At 65.4% G+C, this 16,958-nt stretch carries 14 protein-coding genes; 4 read left to right on the forward strand and 10 right to left on the reverse strand.

All coding sequences use genetic code 11. The annotated features are described in order from the left end of the window. Nucleotides 1-19 precede the first annotated feature (19 nt). Entirely contained in the window at nucleotides 20-2,209 is a 2,190-nt protein-coding gene (locus J0I79_RS04750) for an anthranilate synthase (protein ID WP_292855449.1), read from the reverse strand. A 320-nt stretch (nucleotides 2,210-2,529) separates the two neighbouring features. On the opposite strand from J0I79_RS04750, the gene J0I79_RS04755 reads away from it, so the two are divergent. Continuing rightward, the gene (locus J0I79_RS04755; protein WP_292855450.1) at nucleotides 2,530-3,300 is read left to right on the forward strand and encodes an isocitrate lyase/phosphoenolpyruvate mutase family protein; all 771 of its coding nucleotides are present in this window, start codon (nucleotides 2,530-2,532) and stop codon (nucleotides 3,298-3,300) included. A 160-nt stretch (nucleotides 3,301-3,460) separates the two neighbouring features. On the opposite strand, the gene J0I79_RS04760 is transcribed toward J0I79_RS04755, so the two are convergent. The 3 genes from J0I79_RS04760 to J0I79_RS04770 form a co-directional block, all read right to left on the reverse strand. After that, nucleotides 3,461-4,516: a succinylglutamate desuccinylase/aspartoacylase family protein gene (locus J0I79_RS04760; RefSeq protein WP_292855451.1), complete on the reverse strand. Its 1,056-nt coding sequence runs from the start codon at nucleotides 4,514-4,516 to the stop codon at nucleotides 3,461-3,463. A gap of 113 nt (nucleotides 4,517-4,629) precedes the next feature. Then, nucleotides 4,630-5,805, reverse strand: coding sequence for an MFS transporter (locus J0I79_RS04765; RefSeq protein ID WP_292855452.1), 1,176 nt, complete (start codon nucleotides 5,803-5,805; stop codon nucleotides 4,630-4,632). A gap of 158 nt (nucleotides 5,806-5,963) precedes the next feature. Further along, nucleotides 5,964-8,324: a membrane-bound PQQ-dependent dehydrogenase, glucose/quinate/shikimate family gene (locus J0I79_RS04770; RefSeq protein ID WP_292855453.1), complete on the reverse strand. Its 2,361-nt coding sequence runs from the start codon at nucleotides 8,322-8,324 to the stop codon at nucleotides 5,964-5,966. A 168-nt stretch (nucleotides 8,325-8,492) separates the two neighbouring features. Here J0I79_RS04770 and J0I79_RS04775 point away from each other — a divergent pair, with 168 nt between their 5' ends. Beyond that, a complete protein-coding gene (locus J0I79_RS04775; RefSeq protein WP_292855454.1) occupies nucleotides 8,493-8,939 on the forward strand; it encodes a MarR family transcriptional regulator in 447 nt (148 codons plus the stop codon). A 10-nt stretch (nucleotides 8,940-8,949) separates the two neighbouring features. Here the strand turns inward: J0I79_RS04775 and J0I79_RS04780 are convergent, their stop codons facing one another. Both J0I79_RS04780 and J0I79_RS04785 read right to left on the reverse strand, forming a co-directional pair. Continuing rightward, nucleotides 8,950-10,341, reverse strand: coding sequence for an FAD-containing oxidoreductase (locus J0I79_RS04780; protein WP_292855455.1), 1,392 nt, complete (start codon nucleotides 10,339-10,341; stop codon nucleotides 8,950-8,952). After that, nucleotides 10,338-10,799: a DUF4126 domain-containing protein gene (locus tag J0I79_RS04785; protein WP_292855456.1), complete on the reverse strand. Its 462-nt coding sequence runs from the start codon at nucleotides 10,797-10,799 to the stop codon at nucleotides 10,338-10,340. The genes J0I79_RS04780 and J0I79_RS04785 overlap by 4 nt, the downstream gene beginning before the upstream one ends. A gap of 140 nt (nucleotides 10,800-10,939) precedes the next feature. On the opposite strand from J0I79_RS04785, the gene J0I79_RS04790 reads away from it, so the two are divergent. Further along, entirely contained in the window at nucleotides 10,940-11,497 is a 558-nt protein-coding gene (locus J0I79_RS04790; protein WP_292855457.1) for a sugar O-acetyltransferase, read from the forward strand. 16 nt (nucleotides 11,498-11,513) lie between these two features. On the opposite strand, the gene J0I79_RS04795 is transcribed toward J0I79_RS04790, so the two are convergent. Then, nucleotides 11,514-12,503 (reverse strand): helix-turn-helix domain-containing protein, encoded by a 990-nt coding sequence (locus J0I79_RS04795; protein ID WP_292855458.1) that lies wholly within the window; start codon nucleotides 12,501-12,503, stop codon nucleotides 11,514-11,516. A 127-nt stretch (nucleotides 12,504-12,630) separates the two neighbouring features. On the opposite strand from J0I79_RS04795, the gene J0I79_RS04800 reads away from it, so the two are divergent. Beyond that, nucleotides 12,631-13,275, forward strand: a complete 645-nt coding sequence (locus tag J0I79_RS04800; protein WP_292855459.1) for a cysteine hydrolase family protein — start codon at nucleotides 12,631-12,633, stop codon at nucleotides 13,273-13,275. Between the two features lie 64 nt (nucleotides 13,276-13,339). On the opposite strand, the gene J0I79_RS04805 is transcribed toward J0I79_RS04800, so the two are convergent. The 3 genes from J0I79_RS04805 to J0I79_RS04815 all read right to left on the reverse strand — a co-directional run. After that, on the reverse strand, nucleotides 13,340-15,019 hold the full coding sequence (locus tag J0I79_RS04805; protein ID WP_292855460.1) for a formate--tetrahydrofolate ligase: 1,680 nt from the start codon (nucleotides 15,017-15,019) through the stop codon (nucleotides 13,340-13,342). 313 nt (nucleotides 15,020-15,332) lie between these two features. After that, nucleotides 15,333-16,451, reverse strand: coding sequence for a DUF2333 family protein (locus J0I79_RS04810; RefSeq protein ID WP_292855461.1), 1,119 nt, complete (start codon nucleotides 16,449-16,451; stop codon nucleotides 15,333-15,335). Nucleotides 16,452-16,555: 104 nt separating this feature from the next. After that, nucleotides 16,556-16,958, reverse strand: a 403-nt coding sequence (locus tag J0I79_RS04815) for a DUF6638 family protein (protein WP_366013777.1), incomplete at its 5' end; no start/stop codon positions are given.

The following is a 16,958-nucleotide window of genomic DNA, read 5'->3' on the forward strand; positions in this document are numbered from 1 at the left end:
CCCGGCTTCGGCCATTGCGTCAGGCAGCCTTTTCCTTGGCCTTGCGCGGCAGGTGGGCGACGATGTTCTCGATGATGCGCATGCCGGCATTGTGGCCGAGCGTCATGATCGATTCCGGATGGAACTGCACCGCGGCGATCGGCTCCTTGCGGTGCTCGAAGGCCATGATGATGCCGTCCTCGGTTTCGGCGGTGACGAGGAAATCGTCGGGCAGCCGCACCGGATCGGCGAAGATCGAGTGATAGCGGCCGACCGTTACTTCCTTGGGCAGGCCCGAGAAGATGATGCCGGGCTTGGACACGCGAATGCGCGACGGCTTGCCGTGCATGGGGATGTGCAACTGCCTGAGCTCGCCGCCATAGGCCTCGGCGAGCGCCTGCAGGCCAAGGCAGACACCGAAGATCGGCAGGTCGCGGGCGCGCGCCTTCTTGATGGTCGCGGCGCAGTCGAAGTCCTTCGGCGTGCCGGGTCCGGGCGACAGCACGACGAGATCCGGCTTCAGCCGCTCGAACACTTCCTCGGGCACCGGCGAGCGCACGGTCGAGACATTGGCGCCCGTCTGGCGGAAGTAGTTGGCCAGCGTGTGGACGAAGGAATCCTCGTGGTCGACGAGCAGGATGTTGACGCCGTCGCCGACGCGCGCGGTGGCGCGCTCGGTGCTGGCGGAATTGCCTGACTTGGCGTCGCGGATGGCGGAGAGCATGGCGGATGCCTTCAGTTCGGTTTCGGCTTCTTCTTCCTCGGGAACGCTGTCGAACAGCAGTGTGGCGCCGGCGCGCACCTCTGCGATGCCGTCCTTGATGCGGATGGTGCGCAAGGTCAGGCCGGTGTTCATGTCGCCGTTGAAATTGACCATGCCGATGGCGCCGCCATACCAGGCGCGGGGGCTCTTCTCGTTCTGCTCGATGAAGCGCATGGCCCAGAGTTTCGGCGCGCCGGTGACGGTGACCGCCCAGGCATGCGACAGGAAGGCGTCGAAGGCATCCATGCCTTCGCGCAGGCGGCCCTCGATGTGGTCGACCGTGTGGATCAGACGCGAATACATCTCGATCTGGCGGCGGCCGATGACGCGCACCGAGCCCGGCTCGCAGACGCGCGACTTGTCGTTGCGGTCGACGTCCGAGCACATGGTCAGCTCGGATTCGTCCTTCTTCGAATTGAGCAGTTTCAGGATCTGCTCCGAGTCGGAAATGGCGTCATCGCCGCGCTTGATGGTGCCCGAGATCGGGCAGGTCTCGACGCGGCGACCGTTGACGCGCACGAACATTTCGGGCGAAGCGCCGATCAGATATTCGTTCTCGCCGAGATTGATGAAGAAGGAATAGGGCGAGGGGTTGATCGACTTCAGCTTGCGCGAAATCTCCGATGGCTGCGTCTCGCAACGCTCGTAGAACATCTGGCCGGGCACGACCTCGAACAGGTCACCACGCTTGAACGAATCCATCGCGCGGCGCACCAGATTGGCGTATTCGCCCGGTTCATGGTCGCCACGCGGGGGGATGCGGTCAGCGGTCCTGAACGGCTCGGCGATCTGGTCACGCGGCAGGCCTTCGGTTGAAAAGCCTTCGCCCGAATAGTCGTAACGGTCGGTCCAGGCCTTGGCCGAATAGTGGTCGACGACCAGGATTTCGTCGGGCAGGAACAGCACGAGGTCGCGCTGGCTCGGCTTGCGTTCGAGCTTGTAGTCGACCGGATCGAACTGGAAGGCGAGGTCGTAGCCGAAGGCGCCGTAGAGGCCGAGATTGGCGTCTTCCGCCGTTTTGAACAGAGCGGTGATGGCGCGCAGCACGGTGAACACCGAAGGCACGCGGCTGCGCTCCTCCTCGGTGAAGACGCGGCCGGGCTTGGCGACATCGAGGCGTATCAGCGTACTGGAGGTTTCGGCGATCGTGACGTCGGCGAGGGTGCCCAGGGCCTTGCCGATGACCGGCAGCAGCGCCTCGCCACGGCTGTTCAGCGCCTCGACGCGCATGGCGCGGCCACGCGCGGAAATGACCAGCGGCGGGTCGATGATGGCGGTGTCCCAGCGCGTGTAGCGGCCGGGATATTCGTAGTTGGAGGAAAACACCGCGCCGCGCCGGGAATTCAGCCCGTCGACATAGGCGTCGATTGCGCCCGCATAGGGCCGGTCGTGGCGCTCGCGGGTGATGGTGATGCCACCCGCCGTCACGAAGCTCTCAGCGCCGTTTTCCAGAACCTTCATCGTCATTGCCGTCTCCATCTGGCTTGTTGGGGCAACGGACCCGGGACTGGCTTGGAAAAAACAAATGGCCGCCCGGACATTCCGTTGCGGCCACCCTCTCTTTTCACGCGCACGCGTTCGAACAGGCCGCTGTCAGCAGGCCCACCACCAAATGGTCTTGGTCGAACGCATGTTCATGGGCAAATCCATAGCGGCGAAAAACCGGATGCGCAACTGATTTGACGGGCTTGTCCGTGGCCGCCGCTTCGCCCGCCCATGGCACATCGCCAGAGCCCGCGCCCCTGCCTAGATTGTTAATCCAACGTCGAGAAAACGGGAAAACACCGATGACCCAGCAGGTCGAGCGCGCACGGACATTCCATTCCCTCCACGTCAAGGGCAATCCCGTCGTGCTCTACAACGCCTGGGATCCGGGCTCGGCCAGGATCGTGGAGAAAGCCGGCGCCAAGGCGATCGCCACCGGAAGCTGGCCGGTCGCCGCCGCTTTCGGTTACGCCGACGGCGAGAAGATCCCGCTGGAGCTGGCGCTCGACAACATCAAGCGGATCGTGGCGGCGGTCGACCTGCCGGTCACGATGGACCTCGAGGGCGGCTATGGCGTCGAGCCGGAAATCGTCGCTCGCACCGTATCGCTTGCGCTGCAGGCCGGGGCCATCGGCTTCAATTTCGAGGATCAGGTGGTCGGTGGCAGCGGGCTGCACGATATTGCCGTGCAGGTGAAGCGGATCGAGGCGGCGGCAGCGGCGGTCAAGTCGTCAGGCGTCCCGGCCTTCCTGAACGCCCGCACCGACATCTTCCTCAAGGCCAAGCCCGATACACACGACAAATCCATGGTCGACCAAGCGATCGAGCGGGCGCGGGCCTATGAGCAGGCCGGGGCCAGCGGCTTCTTCGCGCCGGGGCTTGGCGACGAAGGTCTGATCGAGGCGCTCTGCAAGGCCACCGCCTTGCCGGTCAACATCATCGCGCTGGCGCACGTGCCGCCGCGCCAGCGCCTTGCCGAACTTGGCGTTGCCCGCATCAGCCACGGCCCGGTGCCATGGCGCCAGATGGCGGAATGGCTGGAGGCGAAGGCTCGGCTGGCCATTTCGGGGTAGGTCACGCCGATATTCAGGTGATGCCGGCCTGCGAACGATGGCCTCCTGCGCTTCCGGTGCTCACGTACTTCAAGTACGCTCCGCTCCGGTTCTCGGACGCCACCGTTCTCGACTCGGCCTGACCTGAATCTCGACATGCCCTGGGCGTTGGGACGTTAGCCTAATCCTCCAGCGTGCCCGACCTGGCGTCGGTGCTCTTCCTGTCGCCGGCCAGCTTCAAAAGATCCTCGCCGGTGCGGATGATGCGGCGCGAGCGGCGGGTCAGGATGATGCCGTCCTGAGGGGCGAAGACTTCGGTGCGGCCGTCGGCCTCGCCGGGTGCGTGCACGATGGTGGCTAGGCGCTGGCCCCGTTTGACGCGGTCGCCGGGCTTCACGTCGTAAAGGACAGCGCCGGCGCGGGGCGCCGGCATCATGTCGATGTTTTCGAGCGGCGTGACGACACCCTTGAAGGCGCCGGGCGCGGGCAGGGCGGCGTCTGATATCACGCCGCGCGCGACCAGCAGCCTGTAGAGCCCCTCGGCATCGGCCTTCGCCAGGGCGCCATCGACATCGAGGATGCCGCGATATTCGACCGTCGTGACGGCGCGCTTGTCGAATTTGGCGATGGCGGCGGGCGCGTTCTGGTAAGGCATGATCGAGGCGCCCTCGAAGGTACCGTCCGTGTCCTCGCTCCACAGCACCACCGCGTCGACGCCCATGGCGGCGGCGCAATCGGCCATGGCAGGCCACAGGCTGGTGTGGATGTAGAGATAGGCAAGGCCTTCGTCATCGCAGTGCAGGTCGATCACCATGTCGTTGCCCAGCGACAGCTGAACCAGCCTGGTCTTCAGCCGCTGGTCAGCGCCGCCATGCGCCGCGTTAGGCAGCAAGCTGGCGTCGGGCGCGGCCAGCAGCGGGAAGCCGCGGTTGAAGTTCGTGCGGGTGCCCAGATGGAAACGGCCCTGGTGCTCGCCGAAATGGTATTGCGCGCGGCCGATCGGGTTGGCCCAGGGCACGATGGTGATGTTGCCCTTGATGCGGCCTTCGGCTTCGGCCTTGTTCAAGGCCGGCATAAGCGCGTCTATGGCAACGACGCCGGGCAGTTCGCCGGCGTGCAGGGCGGCCTGCAGATAGGCCGAAGGCGCCGCCTTGTCGGCGCCGGCGAAGCGGAAGACGGGGAATTCGTAGGAGACGCCGTCGCTGTCCCCGGCGATGCGTTCGATCGATTTCTGCATGGCTTCCTCCCTGGGCAATGACAGGACATGCCCATTTGAAGGCGGCGATGTCGATTGGTCCAGCCCGGCGCGCTATGGGCGCAGGATTTGCCCTGGAACTGGAGGCGATGCCGTCACTCGCCGGCCGGCTGCAGAGTGGCCACCGGCGCCCGACGTTCCAGGGACTGCGAGAGCACTGCGACGGCCACCGCCAGCAAGGCGAGCACGCCGCCGACCAGCGGCAGATTGGCGTAGGAAACGCCTGCCGAAAGCGCCACGCCGCCGATCCAGGCGCCGCTGGCATTGCCGACATTGAAGGCACCCTGGTTGAGCGTGGCGGCGAGGTTCGGCCCTTCGGAGGCCGCCTCGACGACGCGGATCTGCAATGGCGGCACGACGACGAAGATCAGCAGGCCCCACAGGAAGACGACGCCGATGGCGACGCTGGCGATGGCGCCGAACTCGGTGAAGCCGACGAACAGGACCGCCATCAAGAGCAGCGTGCCGATGACGGTCGGCATCAGCTTCCAGTCGGCCAGCTTTCCGCCGATGACATTGCCGATGGTCATGCCGGCGCCGAACAGAAGCAGCACCCAGGTCACCGCCGAAGTCGACAGGCCGGACACTTCAGTGAGGTATGGCTTGATATAAGTGAAGACGGCGAACAGGCTGGCCGAGGCGAGCGAGGCGATCAGCATCGCCAGCCAGACCTGCAGCTTGCCCAGCACCCGCAACTCGCTGCGCAGGCCGCCGCTCGGCTCGGCGACGTTCGAAGGCACCAGCCAGGCGATGGCCGCGACCGAGATCAGGCCGATGCCGACCACGGCGAGGAAGGTGGAGCGCCAGCCGAAGGCTTCGCCGAGCGCGGTGCCGGCGGGAACGCCGAGGATGTTGGACAGCGTCAGGCCGGCGAACATCAGGGCGATGGCGCTGGCGCGCTTGTTGCGCGGCACGAGGCTTGCCGCCACGACCGAACCGATGCCGAAGAAGGCGCCATGGCCGAAAGCGGTGAAGACGCGCGCGGCCATCAGAAGCCAGTAATTGGGCGCGATGGCGCAGAACAGATTGCCGACCACGAACAGCGCGGCGAGCCCGACAAGCACCGGCTTGCGCGGCAGATGCGCGGTCGCCATGGCGACGATCGGCGCGCCGAAGACGACGCCCAGCGCATAGCCGGTGACCAGCAGGCCGGCCGAGGGGATCGACACGCCGAGGTCGGCGGCCACCTCCGGCAGCAGCCCCATGATGACGAATTCGGTGGTGCCGATGCAGAAGGACGCAATGGCAAGCGCAAGGATCGGCAACGGCATGAGACGTCCAGTCTGAATCGGTTCAATTTTGAGACTGCGCGAAGAGCCATGCCTGATGCAATGCATATTGCCGCATTGCAGCAATGCAGAAAGCTGGGAGCAGATGGAAAACGGGGCACCTCGGCGCCCCGCTGATGTTTATCCCTTCAAAGGAGCCCTCATGGCGTCTTCGGCAGGGCATAGGCGATGATGTAGTCGCCACGGTCCGGCGACTGGCGCGCGCCGCCCGCCGAGACGACGACGAACTGGCGGCCGCTTTCGGGCGAGGTGTAGGTCATTGGCGTCGCCTGCGCGCCGACCGGCAGGCGTCCCTTCCACAGTTCCTCGCCGGTGGCGACGTCGATGGCGCGCAGGTAATAGTCCTGCGTGCCGGCATAGAAGACCAGTCCGCCCGCCGTGGTGATGGGGCCGCCGAGCGACGGCATGCCGATCGGGATCGGCAGCCCGGTCTTCATGCCGAGCGGGCCGGTGTCCTGCAGCGTGCCGGCAGGGACCTGCCAGACCAGCTTGCTCGATTTCAGGTCGATGGCGCTGATCGTGCCATAGGGCGGCTGGTGGCAAGGCACGCCGAGCGGCGACATGAAGCCGTTCTTCAGGGCGCCATAGGGCGTGCCGAGCTGAGTGCCCAGGCCGTCATGCGCCGCCGACGGGCCGTAATTGTCGGCCACCGCGCGCGGCAGCAATTCGACGAATTGCGGCATGCGGATGTCGTTGACGATCAGATAGTCATTGGCTTCGTCGACCGAGGCGCTGCCCCAGTTCATGCCGCCATAATAGCCGGGGAACTGCAGAGAACGCGTCGGGCCCGGCGGCGTGAACTCACCCTCGTAGCGCAGCTTCCTGAAGCCGATGCGGCAGTAGAGCTGGTCGAACGGGGTGGCGCCCCACATGCGCGCTTCCGTGAACGGCTCGTCGCCGATCGAGGGCATGCCGACCGAATAGGGCTGGGTCGGCGACAGGAAGTCTTCCTTGGCGCCGCCATCCTGCGGCACCGGCTTCTCCTGTACCTCGGCGATCGGCTTGCCGTCGCGGCGATCGAGCATGAAGATCTGGCCGCGCTTGGTCACCTGGATCAGCGCCGGCACCTTGCCGCCCTTGCCGTCGGGCACGTCATAGAGCGCTGGCTGCGAGGGCAGGTCGTAGTCCCAGAGGTCGTGATGCACGGTCTGGAACTTCCAGCGTTCGCGGCCGGTGGCGATGTCGAGCGCGACGACGGACGCGGTGTACTCCTCCGCCGCTTTGGAGCGCTCGGCGCCGAAGAAGTCAGGCGTCGCATTGCCGGTCGGCAGGTAGACGAGGCCGAGCGCGTCGTCATAGCTCGGCGTCGACCAGACATTGGGCGTGCCGCGCGTGTAGCTCTGGCCTTCCGGCGGCAGTTTGGTGATGGCGGGGTTGCCGAGATCCCAGGCCCAGACCAGCTCGCCGGTCCTGGCGCTGAAGGCCCTGACGGCTCCCGAGGGCTCGCCGGTCTCGACATTGTCCCACACCCAGCCGCCGACCATGATCAGGTCGCGCATGACCGTGGGGGCCGAGGTCTGGAAATAGAAACCGGCCTTGACCTCGCCCATGCCCTGCTTGAGGTCGACGGTGCCGCCCTGGCCGAAATCCGCGCAGGGCTGGCCGGTCCTGGCGTCGATCTCGATCAGCCGCGCGTCGATCGTGGTCATGACGATGCGACTGGCGCAGACCGCCGAACTGCTGGCCGTCTGTGCATCGGCCGAAGGCTCGTAATAGCTAACCCCACGACAGCGCTGCCACAGCGGCGAGGCGGCCTTCGGGTCGAACTTCCAGTGTGGTTCGCCGGTCTCGGCGTTGAGCGCGTTGACGACATTTTTCGAGGAGCAGGTATAGACCGTGTCGCCGATCTGCAGCGGCGTGTTCTGGTCCTCGGCGCCCTTGGCCGGAATGTCGCCGGTGCGGAACGTCCAGGCGACTTTGAGGTCCTTGACATTGTCCCTGTTGATCTGGCCGATCGGGGCATAGCGCGTGCCGGCGGGCGTGCGGCCATAGTGGCGCCAGTCCGTGTTGCCGGTGGCGGCGGGAGCCGGGTTCGCGGTGGCCGCAACGGTTTCGCGGATCACGCCATGCGGCTGAAAGGCGTAAGCCGCGGTGGCGATCAGGCCGAGCACGAGAATGCCGGCAAGGGCGAAGGGACCGCGCTTGCCGCCGCCCGATGACGGAAACAGCGGCGCCAAGAGGAGCGCGACCACGGCCAGCACGGCAGGGGCGACCAGTCGCGGCACGAGCGGCCAGAAGTTCAGGCCGGCCTCCCACAGCGCCCAGGCGATTGTGGCGAGGAAGATGAGGATGTAGAGCCAGAAGCCGAACTGCCGGCGCAGCGCGTAGAGGAAACCGGAGATGATGATGCCGGCGCCGGCCAGTGCGTAGTACCAGGAGCCGCCGAGGCCGATGAGCTGGACGCCGCCATAGAGCAACGGCAGGCCGATGATCATCAGCACCAGGCCGAAAAGAACGAGCAGCCAGACGCCGCCGGAGCTGTTGGTATCTTGGTTTGACATGTCGGTCCTCACATTTTCCGGATGCGCTGCCTTGGGGTCGCGGCGGCCGGAAAGGGCCGTCAGAGCGATCCAGGGGCTCGGTCGTCTGCATCCGGTTTGGCGACGGGGGCTTCGCCATCAAAAAGAATTTTATCGCAACCTAATAGATAGGATGTTATCTTTTTCGCCATGCTCAAGCAAGACCCGGATAACGCCAGATTCGGCCAACTCGTTATATCAGTCGCAAGGCTGTGGCGGCGCGCGGCCGACAAGGCGCTCGACGATTGCGGCCTGTCGCACGCCACCGCCATGCCGCTGGTGATGCTGTCGCGGCTGGGCGATCATCTGCGCCAGGGCGTGCTGGCCGACCATCTCGGCTTCGAAGGGCCGTCGCTGGTGCGCATCGTCGACCTGCTGGTCGAGGAGGGACTGGTGATACGCACCGAGGACGCCGCCGACCGGCGTGCCAAGATCCTCTCGCTGACCGATGCCGGGCGCAGCCGCGTGACCGAGATCGAGCGCCTGCTGGCGGTGCTGCGCGCCGATCTGCTGAGCGATGTCGGCGCCGACGAGCTGAAGGGCGCCGTGCTGCTGCTTGGCCGGCTGGAGGCGAAGCTGACGGAACCGGAAGGCTGACGCCAGCCTCTCAGGCCAGTGGCTTCAGCTCCTGGGCGATGGTGACCAGCAGTTCCGAGACGGTGGGATGGATGTGGACGGCGCGCGCCAGCGTGTCGACCGGCGCCTTGGCGTACATGAGGTCGAGCACGCCATGCACCGCCTCGTCGCCGCCCGGGCCGAGCACCGCGCAGCCGAGGATTTCCCTGGTATCGGCGTCGACCACGATCTTCATGAAGCCCTGTGTCTCGCCTTTCTCGACAGCGCGCCCGACGCGGGTCATCGGCCGCTGGCCAACCAGCGCGCGACGCCCCGATTTCTTCGCTGCCGCCTCGGTCATGCCGCAGCGGCCGAGCGGGGGATCGATGAAAAGCCCGTAGGTTTCGATACGGTCGCTGACCTTGCGATCATTATTGTTAAGCAGGTTGGCGGCGACGATCTCATAGTCGTTGTAGGAGGTGTGGGTGAAGGCGCCCTTGCCGTTGCAGTCGCCCATGGCCCAGATGCCGGGCACGCTGGTGCGCAGCTGGTCGTCGACGATGACGAAGCCGCGCTTGTCGACTTCGACGCCGGCTCTGTCGAGGCCGAGATCGTCGGTGTTGGGGGTGCGCCCCAGTGCCAGCAGCACGTGCGAGCCGACCGCCGCCGGCTTGCCGGCCGAGAAGGTCACGGCGATGTCGTTGCCTGACTTGGCGAAGCCGATGTCGTCGGCGCCGACATGGACGGTGATGCCTTCGTTTTCGAGGATCGAGAGGATGGCGGCCGAGACGTCCTCGTCCTCGCGGCCGGTCAGGCGCGGGCTCTTTTCGATGACGGTGACGTCCGAGCCGAAGCGGCGGAACATCTGCGCGAACTCGAGCGAGATGTAGCTGCCGCCGACGACGACCAGGTGGCGCGGCAGGACGTCGAGGTCCATCATCGAGGAATTGGTCAGGTAGTCGATGTCGTGGATGCCGGGCAGCTCCGGCACCGAGGCGCGGCCGCCGGTGTTGAGGAAAATCTTTTCGGCGGTCAGAAGGTCGTCGCCGACACGCACCGTGTTGGCGCTTTCGAAGCGCGCGTGGCCGCGATAGAGAGTGCAGCCCTTCATGCCGGCGATCCATGTCTCCAGATTGCCGCGCGCGTCGTTGGTGACCTTGTCCTTGCGCGCCTTGATCCTTGCATAGTCGACGCCGACTGGTCCTGAGAAGGTCACGCCATAGTCGGCGGCGCGGCGGGCCAGATGCGCGGCATAGGCGCTGGCGACCATGGTCTTGGTCGGCATGCAGCCGGTGTTGACGCAGGTGCCGCCGACCAGCTTGCGCTCGATCAGCGCCACGCTCATGCCGGCATCGCTCAGCCGGCCGGCCAGCGACGGGCCGGCCTGTCCGGCGCCGATGACGATGGCGTCATAAGTTTTGGCGCTTGGGGTTTTCGCGCTCATGCCACCGCCGCCACGATCAGCAGGGCGCCGACGATGGCGACGACGTCCTCGATCAGGGCTGCCGGCAGGTCCTTGCCGAAAGCGGCGGCCAGCCGGCCACGCACCTCGGCGCCGCCCAGCGTGCCGATCACTGCGCCGATGATGCCGGCGATCAGGCAGATGACGGTGGCGCCGCCGGCCGCGCCGATCACCGCGCCGGTCAAGGCGCCCAGGACGATGCGGGCGCCGAACTGCTGCGGCACCTTGCGGCTCGGCGTCGACGGCAGCTGGTCGGTGATGAGCTCGACGATGGCGAGGATGGTGAAGATGCCGACGGCGGCCCAATGGCCCATGAAACTGGCCCAGGTGCCGGCGACAGGCAGCCAGCCGAGATAGGCGCCCCAGGCGACGGCCGCCGGCGCGGTCATGGCGCGAAGACCAGCAATGACGCCGATCAGAAGTGCTAAGAGATAGAGCATGTTGATCCCCCTCGATCCCGGGCCTGAACGCCCTGCAACCGGCAGGCTATCATAGGCCGTATATTTGGCCAGTACTTGCCACGGCGCTTTTCTGCTCGCCGTAACTGTGCTTTGGAATGACCCCGAACGGAGGCATTGCCATGGCTGAGAGCGAGCGCGCGAAAATGGCGGCCGGCGAATGGTATACCTGCCTCGATGAAGAGCTCGAGACGCTTCGCGGTGTGGCCGCGGATGCCGTGTTCGAGCACAACACGCTGCCGCCAAAACAGCGCGGCAATCTCGGCCCGGGCCTGCGGGCACTGCTCGGCGGCGTCGGCGAGGGCGCCCGCATCGAAGCGCAATTCCACTGCGCCTATGGCTTCAACATCTTTCTCGGCGATGGGGTCTTCCTCAATGCCGGCTGCACCATCCTCGACACGGCAAGTGTGCGGATCGGCAAGGGGACGCTGCTCGGCCCCAATGTGCAGATCTATTGCGCCGAGCATCACAGGCAAGCCGCAGGGCGGCAGGCCGGGCTGGAGATAGCGAGGTCGGTCGAGATCGGCGCCCATGCCTGGATCGGCGGCGGCGCCATCATCCTCGGCGGCGTCAGCATCGGCGAGGGCGCCATCGTCGGCGCCGGCGCGGTGGTGACGCGGGACGTGGCCGCCAACACGACCGTGGTCGGCAATCCGGCGCGGGCGGTCAAGCGGAGCTGACTTCGCCACCCGGGAATCAATAGGCCAGGGCGTGGCCCTCGCCATGATCGGCACGCCTCGAGAATTCGCGCCTGTATTGCGCGGGCGATGTCCTGAGACGCGCGGCAAAATGCTGGCGCAGCGAAGTGGCGCTGCCGAAGCCGGCTTCGAAGGCCACGACGTCCATCGATTTTTCCGTTGCCTCCAGCAACCGCCGCGCCAGTTCGATGCGCTGGCTGGTCAGCCAGTCGCCAAAACTGGTGCCGATCGATTTCTGGAAGCGGCGGGTGAAGGTGCGGCGGGTCAGGCCGGCGGCTTGCGCGACACTGTCGAGGCTGTGCGTTTCGCCGAGGCTGGCGCGAACCGCGTCGAGCGCCTGGGTGAAGCGATCGGCGTCAGCGCTTTTCGCCACCGGGCGCTCGATGAATTGTGCCTGCCCACCCTGACGATGGGGCGAGAGCACGACGTGGCGGGCGAGCCGCAATGCCGCCTCGGCGCCGTAGCGGGCGCGCACGATGTGCAGGCAGCAGTCCAGCCCGGCGGCGACGCCCGCCGAGGTGACGATGTCGCCATCGTCGACATAGAGCACGTCGGCATCGACGGCGACGTCCGGGTGGAGCGCCTGCAACTGGTCCGTATAGGCCCAATGGGTGGTCGCCTTGCGTCCCGACAGAAGGCCGGCGGCGGCGATGGCGAAGGTGCCGAGGCACAGGCCGACGATCAGCGCGCCGCGCCGGTGCGCACGGCCAAGCGCGTCCCTGAATGGCGCGGCCAGAGGCGCCTCGAGATCCTTCCAGCTCGGGATGATAACGATATCGGCGTCGTCGAGCGCGGACAGGCCGTGCGGAACCAGGATGCTCAGCCCGGCATCCGTCTGGATCAATCCTTCCTCGACCCCGCAGACGCGAAAGTCGAAGCGCGGCAGGCCGAGCCTCGTGCGGTCCGCGCCGAACACCAAGCAGGGAACGGAGAGGTGGAACGGGCTGATGCCGTCGAAGGCGAGCACGGCAATGATCGGAGCGGTCATGGGCATTTCCTGGAGTGGATGCGGATTGTCCCAATTCTTTCGAATGATGTCAATCGGGCCACTTCTGGTAGTTCGGCAAGCAGCCTATTTTCGTAACATTCAATTCAAGCCCTGAGAGGAAAGCACCATGTCCGACCCTGCCAACGCCACGCCACGCCGGGCGCTGATCGTCATCGATGTCCAGAACGATTACGATGGCGGCAACCTCGCCATCCAGCATCCGCCGTTCCGTGACAGCGTCGTCAATGTGGCGCGCGCCATGGATGCGGCTTCCGCCGCCGGCATCAAGGTGGTGGTCGTCAAGCAGATGGCGCCCGAGACCTCGCCGATTTTCGCCAAAGGCAGCCATGGCGGCGAACTGCACCCCGAGATCGCGAAGCGTGGCCGTGACCACTATGTCGAGAAGATGCTGCCTTCCGCCTTCACCGGCACCGACCTGGAAGACTGGCTGCGCGCCAATGCCATCGATACGATCACGGTCGTCGGCTACATGACGCATAATTGCGACCTGTCGACCATCATCCACGCCGTGCATATGGGCTTCGCCGTCGAGTTCCTGTCGGATGCGACCGGCTCGGTGCCCTACGCCAACAGCGCCGGCTATGCTTCGGCCGAGGAAATCCACCGCGTGGTGACCATCATCCTGCAGTCGCGCTTCGCCGCCGTGGTCAAGACCGCCGAATGGATCGATGGCCTGGAGAGCGGCACGCTGCCGGAGCGCGATACGATCTATGGATCCAACCAGCGGGCGCTGGCGCGCACCGCGGCGTAGGACGGTCCACAGAAAAGGGCGCCGCAGCGATGCGGCGCCCTTTCTCGTTGGGACGGCAAAGGTCCTAGAACAGGCCTTCGATCTGGCCGGCCTCGTTGAGGAAGATCTTTTCCGAGGACGGCGCCTTGGGCAGGCCGGGCATGGTCATGACCTCGCCGCAGATGATGACGACGAAGCCGGCGCCCGCCGAAAGCCTGACCTCGCGCACCGGCACGGTGTGGCCGGTCGGCGCGCCGCGCAGGTTCGGGTCGGTCGAGAACGAGTACTGGGTCTTGGCCATGCAGACCGGCAGGTTGCCGTAGCCGGCGTCTTCCCAGGCCTTGAGCTGGTCGCGCACCGACTTGTCGGCGATCGCTTCCGAGCCGCGATAGATGCGCTGGACGATGGTGTTGACCTTGTCGAACAGCGGCATCGCATCGGGGTAGAGCGGCGCGAACTGCGAGGCGCCGGATTCGGCAAGCGCCACCACCTTGTTGGCGAGGTCCTCGATGCCGGCCGAGCCGTTGGCCCAGTGCTTGCACAGGATCGCCTCTTCACCCATCGCGGCGACATAATCCTTGAGCGCCTGGATCTCGGCGTCGGTGTCGGAATAGAAGTGGTTGATGGCGACCACCGCCGGCACGCCGAACTGCTTCACGTTCTCGATGTGGCGGCCGAGATTGGCGCAGCCCTTCTTCACCGCCTCGATGTTTTCCTTGCCGAGGTCTTCCTTCTTGACGCCGCCATTCATCTTCATGGCGCGCACGGTGGCGACGATGACGGCGGCAGCCGGCTTGAGGCCCGCCTTGCGGCACTTGATGTCGAAGAATTTCTCGGCACCGAGGTCGGCGCCGAAGCCGGCTTCGGTGACGACATAGTCGGCGAGCTTGAGCGCCGTGGTGGTGGCGACGACCGAGTTGCAGCCATGCGCGATGTTGGCGAACGGGCCGCCATGCACGAAGGCCGGGTTGTTCTCCAGCGTCTGCACGAGGTTCGGCTGCATGGCGTCCTTGAGCAGCACGGCCATGGCGCCGTCGGCCTTGAGGTCGCGGGCATAGACCGGCGTCTTGTCGCGGCGGTAGGCGACGATGATGTCGCCGAGGCGCTTTTCGAGGTCCTTGAGGTCGGTGGCGAGGCAGAGGATCGCCATGACTTCCGAGGCGACGGTGATGTCGAAACCGGCCTCGCGCGGATAGCCGTTGGCGACGCCGCCGAGCGAGCAGATGATTTCGCGCAGCGCGCGGTCGTTCATGTCCATGACGCGGCGCCAGGCGACGCGGCGGGTGTCGATGCCGAGCTCATTGCCCCAGTAGATGTGGTTGTCGATCAGCGCCGACAGCAGATTGTGCGCGGTGGTGATGGCGTGGAAGTCGCCGGTGAAGTGGAGGTTCATGTCCTCCATCGGCACGACCTGCGCGTAGCCGCCGCCGGCGGCACCACCCTTGACGCCGAAATTCGGGCCGAGCGAGGCTTCGCGGATGCAGACGATCGCCTTCTTGCCGATGCGGTTGAGACCGTCGCCTAGGCCGACGGTGGTGGTCGTCTTGCCTTCGCCGGCAGGGGTCGGGTTGATGGCGGTGACCAGGATCAGCTTGCCGTCCTTGTTGCCCTTCACCGATTTGATGAACTCGGCCGAGATCTTGGCCTTGTCGTGGCCATAGGGCAGCAGATGCTCGGTCGGAATGCCGATCTTCTGGCCGATCTCCTGGATCTGCTTTTTCTTGGCGGCGCGCGCGATCTCGATGTCGGACTTCACTTCGGCCATGACGGCTTTCCTCTGGATTGGTCGGTGGAGGGGATGGGGTTGATGTCACTCGCAAGAAGGCTGGAACCGGACGCGCGGGCATCTAACCCTGTCGCTGCCGTGGCGTCAACTTTCATGCAACTATGTTTCCTATAGAGAAAATTCCTCTGCGGCCGGCCGACCGTTCCCCGGTTGTTTCCGGCTTCGCTTGCCGCGCCGTATAGAAGCCAGAGCAGGGGCGCTTCCGCCGTCTCAAAACAGCCGCACAATGCACGGAATGCGACAGAGGCCAGGGCGCAAATCCGCCATTTCCGGAGGTCGCAGCCGGCGGGCTTTACTGCGTCAGCACGTTGCTGATTTCGACCATGTTGGAGCGCACCCGAAGCACGTAGAACCCCATCGTCGTCAGATGCGTCGGCAACAGCCAACCGTCCTCGCGGCCGTTGGCGATGATGAAGGGCTGGATCTTCAGCGCCGAGACGAATTGCGCGTCCATCGTGTCCCACAGGCTCTGCAGGTGTTTTTCCTTGATGACGTCCTCGAAGTCCGCTTCGGCGCCCTTCATCAGCCCGTAATAGGCGTAGAGCTGGCCATAGGCGAACCAGTAGCGGTCGTCGGCACGAAAATCGAACCAGCCGTCATTGTGGTTCTCGGCACGCTCCTTGAGGATGGCGGAGGTCGAGCCGATGTCGCTGGCGATGCGGTCGATATACTGCTTCAGATTGTCGGCGCGGGCGTCGAAGGTCGCCTGGCAGGTGGCGAGCCGGGCGTTGAACGAGCGCAGGTTGCTCATGGCGCGCCGATACATGCTGGGCGTCGTCGCGGTCATGCCGTTGCGGCTGATGTACCAGATGGACTCGTCGTATTGCAGCTGTCCGCGCGCGTCCTGGAGATTGGTGTCGATCTGCGAGGTGGTGCGTACGCGGCCAAGGTTGTCGGCAAGCTCGGTGGCGGTGCGCCGCACTGCCTGGTTGATGCCGCGCTGGAACGAAGCCTTGTTGTCCATCCAGGGCGTGTCGTCCCAGGTGATGCCGAACAGCCCTAGCTTGTACAGGATCATCGAGGAAACCCAGGCGTTCTGATTGACGTTGAAGTCGATCAGATCGGCCGCCGTCTGGGCGATCGCCGAGTTGCCGCAGGTCTTGGCCGTATCGGTGCCGGTGCCCGCCGCGACCTGCTCGCCTGCTGAAACGTTGCGCTTCTCGAAGCTGTAGGTGTCGGGATAGTTCGGGTCGAATTTGTTCCACCACTGGGTGGCGTAGAAGAAGTTGGCGTAAAGGCCGATCAGCACCAGCACGGCGAGGCCGACCACCGCCTTGAGGATCCAGCCGCGCTGCGTGTACCAGCGCCCGGCCCACATGAACGGCCACAGGAGGACGCCGATGAACAGGCCGATGCCGCGGCCGATCCACTGGAAAATCCTGGTGAAGAAGTTCACGATCGGATCGAGCATGGCTGTGTCACCCCCTCAAGGCACGATGCCAAAAAGTTCCAGACTTTCTGGGCAACATCATGCGCTGAAACAATAGTTTGGAACGAAATGACAGTCATTTCGCCCTAGTCAGTCAGGCCGTAGAGGCGCGTGCGGAACGCCACCTTGTCCTTCAGATATGTGGTTTTCAGAACGTCCACAACATGCGATCGCCAGGCGTCGCTGAAGCCTTCGTAATCCTTGTAGAAGCCATCCTTGTTGAAGATGTAGCGCGAGACGAAGTCGCTCGGCACGAAATCCGAAATCAGCCGGTTGGTCAGCCAGGCGTCGGGGTGGCCAGGCTTGGCGCGGATCACCAGGAAGCGCAGGCGGGGGGGCACATCCTCGATCTTGAGCTGGCCGAACTGGGCGATCTCGCGCTTGGCCGCGTTGAGGAAGGGGAAACTGCCTTCGCTTGTGATCAGGTCGGCATGGCTCTGAATCCAGGTCTGCAGCCAGACCTTGTCGACGGTCGTCAGATTGCGGTTG

Source organism: Mesorhizobium sp. (assembly GCF_017306585.1).
Taxonomy (GTDB): Bacteria; Pseudomonadota; Alphaproteobacteria; order Rhizobiales; family Rhizobiaceae; genus Mesorhizobium.